Genomic DNA, 4,830 nt, shown 5'->3' with positions numbered 1-4,830 from the left:
CGTCCGGGGGGGCCGCGACCTCGCCGCGATCCTTCCGGCCGGGCCCGCAGCCGCGCCGGGCTCCCCCCACCGCCCCCTCGGCAGTCGCGGCACCGGCCGGCGGCCGTTACAGCCGCTGCCAGAGCGCCGGCACGTTCGGCGGCTCCCAGCCCGTCTGGGCCTGGTGGCCCTGGAGGCAGCGGTAGCTCGCGCCCCCGTAGGTGACGGTGGCGCCCGTCGCGTAGACGCTGCCCGCCTTCCACGTGCCGCCGGGCTCGGGGTCGCCGGGGCCGGGGCCGGGGCCTCCGCCGGCGACCTTGAGGGTCAGGCCGTACGCCGACAGGATCGGGTTCAGCGGCTGGAAGAAGGTCGTGCCGCCGCTGGAGCAGTTCCCGGAGCCGCCGGAGGTCACACCCTGGGCCTGGCTGCCGGAGATGTACGAGCCGCCCGAGTCACCGGGCTCGGCGCAGACCGTCGTACGGGTCACTCCGGAGATGGTGCCCTCGGGGTAGGTGACGCTGGTGTTGTGCTGCTGGATCGTCCCGCAGTGCCAGCCGGTGGTCGATCCGGAGCGGCACACCGATGCCCCGACGGGCTGCAGTACCGATCCGGTGACCTGGACGTTCGCGCCCCCGCTGCCCTTCACGTACGGGGTGGCCGTCCACTGGCCGTTCGCGGCCACCCAGGCCATGTCGCTGCCGGGGAAGACCGAGGCCTGGAAGGACCCCTGGGCGACCTGGTTGAAACCGCTGGTGGTCGTCCCGGCGCGGCCGCAGTGGCCGGCGGTGGCGAATCCCTGGGTGGTCCCCCTGGTGACCGGGAAGCCCACCGAGCAGCGGCCGCTGCCGTTCATGTAGTACGCGTCGCCGCCGCGCAGGTCGTACAGCGGGCGCGGGGCCTCGGCCGTACGGACCACCGTGACCAGGGCGGCGTCGGTACCGGTGGCGGCCAGTAGGCCGGCCGCCGCGCCCGGCTCGGCCTCCTCGACGACGAGGGTGTTGGAGCGGGGGTCCACGTACCGCACCGGGGTCGCCGGTCCCGCGGCCCGGTCCAGGGCGGCCTTGGCGGTCTCCAGGTCGGCCAGGGCGTGCGGGACCAGCTCCGCCCGGGCCCCGGCGGCCCGTATCGCGGCGGTGTCGGCGGCCCGGGTGGTGGCCACGGTCAGGACGGCGGCGTCGGCGCCGTCCACCCAGGCCCCGGCGAAGGCGCTGCCGAGCCGGGCCTGGAGCCGGGCGGAGGTGGCCCCGGCCTCGGCCTCGTGGGCGAGGCGGCTGCGGGCCTGCGCGGGGCTCAGCCCCAGGTCGCGCTGCATGGCGGTGAGCAGCTCGGCCGGGGCCTCGGCGGTGCGCAGGGTGGTCGCCGCCGAGGGTGCGGCGGGGTCGGAGTCGGCGAGGGCGCCGCCCGTTCCCGCGAGCAGCATCCCGGCGGCGGCCAGGGCGGTACACGCCGCACGGGCGTGTCGCTTGAGCATGGGTGGTCTCCTCGGTTTCCGTGGGGGGTGAGGCGGGGTCTGCGGAAACCGTAGAAATCCGAACCAGCGTGCGGCAGCTGCCAGTTGGCCCCTCCCCCGGCGTTATGCCCGGAGCCCGGACCCGGCCGAGGTGCGTTCATGGCCCGGCCGCCGGAGGATGGGGGCCAAGGGGGCAGCGGAGGAGGTACGCGATGGACAGTGAATCGGACCAGCAGCCCACCCGGTCGGACCGGCTCTTCACGGGCGGGGAGCGACCGTACGACCCCGAGGACCTCGTGATGGCGACCGGCCACGACCCGACTCCGGAGCGGGTCGAGAAGGCCCGCAAGCTGATCGAGAAGGAGGGCCCGCAGGTCATCGAGCGCTACCTGCCCTAGGGGCGGTGGCACGCGATGACGGGGCGAGAACGCTGCTGTCGCTCCGGCCCGGGGTCGCACCCCGGGCCGGGGCACGCCCGCGCCGGTGGCGGACAACGCCTCCCTCGCTCCCCCGACGCCCGGCGGCTTCGGCTACGCGGTCTTCGGCACCGTCACCGCGGGCCAGGACGGGGACCGTGCGGGCGGGTACGCGGACGTCCCGGTGGTCCCGGTGGTCCCGGTGGTCCCGGTGGTCCCGGTGGTTATCGAACTGGCCGAGCGGGCCGGGCCGCTCGTCTGAGCGCGCGGCGCGCCGCCGGCCGAGCGGGCCATCGCCTCGGCGTGCGCGGCCCGGGCGTGCTCCAGCACGCCGGCGGCCCGCGCCGCCGCGGGCGCCGCCGGATGCCAGCCGAGCAGGTGCCGCCAGACCAGCGGGGTCCCGGCGAGGGGCCGGGTGACCAGCCCCGGGGTGGCCGGGAAGGTGGCGCGGCACAGCCCGACGGCGCGCCCCACCTGCACCAGGTGCACGCAGGAGGCGGTGTCGGTCTCGTACACGCACGCGGGCGTGAAGCCGGCCCGCACGCAGGCGGCGGCGAAGCAGTCCCCGAAGCACCCGTCGCCCGGTACGTCCGTCCACGCCTCGGCGGCCAGCTCGGCCAGCTCGATGTCGGCCCGCGGCGCACGTGCCAGTGGATGGTCCTCGGCCAGCATCACGTGCACCGGATCGCGCGCCACCTCGGTCCAGGCGAGGCGCCCCGGCTCCGGGGGCGGGCTCTCGCCGCACACCCCGACGAGCGCGAAGTCCAGCCGCCCGCCGGCGACGCCCGCGGCGACCTCCCGCTCGGACCAGGAGGTGTAGGTGGTGACCGGAACCCCCGGTTCCCGCTGCGCGAGCCGGTCGACGAGCCCGCCGAGCAGCGGGCCGTGGGTCCCCCCGAGCCGGTACCCCTCCGCGCCCTGGCGGACGAACCGCTGGGCGTCCTCCTGCAGTTCGTACACGGCCGGGAGCACGACGCGCGCCCGCTCCAGCACCAGTTCCCCGAGCGCGGTGGCCCGTACGCCGAGGCGCCCGCGTACGAAGAGCTCTCCGCCCAGGGCCCGCTCGACCCGCTTCAGCTGGGCGCTGAGCGCGGGCTGCGCGAGCCCCAGCGCGGTGGCGGCGCGGGTCAGGCTCCCGGCGTCGGCGACGGCCCTGACGATCTTGAGGTGCCTCAGCTCCAGATCCATACGACGAGCTTGGTCCAGACCTGTCGGCATGCGCTACGGGTCGGCCGCATCCAGAATCGGTGAATGCTCGTTAGCCGCCCGGGGGCCACAACCCTAAGGACAGGTAAATGCACGCACTGGACGTCGACTGGGACCACCCCACGGACCCGCGGCCCGGCCCGAGGCTCGACCACGTACGCGCCTACGTGAGCAGCGCGGGAGCGGACGGGTACCTCTGGCACGGGGTCCCCACCCTCCTGCTCACCACGGTGGACCGGGTGAGCGGCCGCGCGGTCCGCACCCCGCTGATCTACACCGAGGACGTCGGCCGCTTCATCGTCCTCGCCGCCGCCCACGGCGCCCCGGCCCACCCCGCCTGGTACCTGAACATCACCTCCCACCCGGAGGTGCGGCTGCAGGTCGGCCCGGCCGTCCTCAAGGGCACGGCGCGCACGGCCACGCGGGCGGAGCGCGACACCTACTGGGAGGCCATGACGGCTCTGTGGCCCGCCTACGACGACTACCGGGCGGCGGCTTCGCCGCGCGAGATCCCGATGGTGATCATCGAGGCCTGAGCGGGCGGCGAGCGGGATTCTTGCGCGGGGCGCGGAGTACGCAGAAACGGTTGGCCGGGGGCTGCGGCCTCGGGCGGCCTCGCGCGGCGGGGCCGGGGGTGGGCCTCGTACGGGGGGCCTCTCGTGCGGCCCTACGAGGCGGCCGGGACTACTCGGGTACGCCCCCGTACGAGGCGGCCGGGACTACTCGGAGGGGTTGACGTCGAAGCGCACGGAACGGACCTTCAGGTCGTCGCGCGCCGGGTTGCCACCCGCGCGCAGCCGCCACTCGGGACCCTCGCAGTCGGCGTCGGCGTACACGACGGCGGCGGAGTCGGTCGCGTTGTGCGGCGCGTAGCCGGGCCGCACGTCGTCGTCGCTGACGAAGTGCAGGTTGATGCACTCGCCGCTGTGCGGGTGGGACAGGGCCTGCCGCTGCTCCTGGCCGAAGCCGTCGACGTACTTGTAGCCGAAGTAGCCCTCGGCGGCCAGGGCGGAGGCGGGGAAGGACAGGGCCAGCGCGAGGGCGCCCAGGGTCGCGGCGGCGGTGTTGCGGAGCTTCATGCCAGGGGTCCGTTCCGTGGGGGGAGGGGGAGGGCGTGCGGGCTCGACCCTAGGAGGGTCCGCCACGACGAATCGATCCTCCGCCCTCCCTCGGCGTGGCGCTCCCGCACCACCGCGCCACGCCCCCGGGCGGAGAGGGGAGACCGCCACGGCGCGCCCGTACCCGTCTCCCACGGGACCACGGGGCGCCCCCCGGCACACCGGGGCACCGCATGCGGCGTGCCACCCCAGCCGCGCCCCGTTCGTGCGGGAGCGGCGGTCAGGTCCGCGGGACGGCGGGGGCCGCGTTAGCGCGGTAGGTGCGGCCGCCGGCCTCGTACTCGCCCGAAGTCGTTTCCGGCGCGCCCCCGGTGCCAGGCCCGGAACGCGGCTTCCAGCTCGGGCCAGCGCCGTGAGACGGCGACGACGAAACCCTTGCCCCATGCCCCGATGTCGTTGCAGACGTGCGCCACGATCTTGGGCCCCTTGGCCTGCGGACTCGTCGCGTCCCCGCCGATGATGCTGATGTCCTTCACGCCCCCGCCTCCCCCTGCCGGCCCCCTCCCCCAGGGAACGCCGTACCGACAACGTACGGGGTGCCACTGACAACGGGCCGGTGGGCGGGGCGCGGCATTAGCCCGGCGACGGCGGGGCGCGGTGCATCGGCGCGGCGGGTGCGGCGCGGCGGGCGCCGCGCCTCGGGCGCGCGTCCAGGCCGGGG

The 4,830-nt window shown here is 75.9% G+C and carries 5 protein-coding genes and 1 pseudogene; 2 read left to right on the top strand and 4 right to left on the bottom strand.

The genetic code is table 11. The features are described from left to right. Positions 1-106: 106 nt before the first annotated feature. Positions 107-1,450 (bottom strand): carbohydrate-binding protein, encoded by a 1,344-nt coding sequence (locus ACFWUQ_RS19780; RefSeq protein WP_384539440.1) that lies wholly within the window; start codon positions 1,448-1,450, stop codon positions 107-109. 191 nt (positions 1,451-1,641) lie between these two features. Between ACFWUQ_RS19780 and ACFWUQ_RS19775 the strand changes: the two genes are divergently transcribed. Further along, a complete protein-coding gene (locus ACFWUQ_RS19775; protein ID WP_362047664.1) occupies positions 1,642-1,827 on the top strand; it encodes a hypothetical protein in 186 nt (61 codons plus the stop codon). 132 nt (positions 1,828-1,959) lie between these two features. Here ACFWUQ_RS19775 and ACFWUQ_RS19770 read toward each other — a convergent pair whose 3' ends face one another. Next, a complete protein-coding gene (locus ACFWUQ_RS19770) occupies positions 1,960-3,033 on the bottom strand; it encodes a LysR family transcriptional regulator (RefSeq protein WP_384539438.1) in 1,074 nt (357 codons plus the stop codon). 107 nt (positions 3,034-3,140) lie between these two features. Here ACFWUQ_RS19770 and ACFWUQ_RS19765 point away from each other — a divergent pair, with 107 nt between their 5' ends. Next, positions 3,141-3,587: a nitroreductase/quinone reductase family protein gene (locus tag ACFWUQ_RS19765; protein ID WP_384539436.1), complete on the top strand. Its 447-nt coding sequence runs from the start codon at positions 3,141-3,143 to the stop codon at positions 3,585-3,587. A 183-nt stretch (positions 3,588-3,770) separates the two neighbouring features. Here the strand turns inward: ACFWUQ_RS19765 and ACFWUQ_RS19760 are convergent, their stop codons facing one another. Both ACFWUQ_RS19760 and ACFWUQ_RS19755 read right to left on the bottom strand, forming a co-directional pair. Further along, on the bottom strand, positions 3,771-4,130 hold the full coding sequence (locus ACFWUQ_RS19760; RefSeq protein WP_384539434.1) for a hypothetical protein: 360 nt from the start codon (positions 4,128-4,130) through the stop codon (positions 3,771-3,773). A 323-nt stretch (positions 4,131-4,453) separates the two neighbouring features. Continuing rightward, positions 4,454-4,645 (bottom strand): annotated as a pseudogene (locus tag ACFWUQ_RS19755) (Appr-1-p processing protein); the annotation flags it as partial. Positions 4,646-4,830 lie beyond the last annotated feature (185 nt).

It is taken from the genome of Streptomyces sp. NPDC058662 (genome assembly GCF_042716255.1).
Taxonomy (GTDB): Bacteria; Actinomycetota; Actinomycetes; order Streptomycetales; family Streptomycetaceae; genus Streptomyces.
This window is presented reverse-complemented; position numbering and strand designations above follow the sequence as displayed.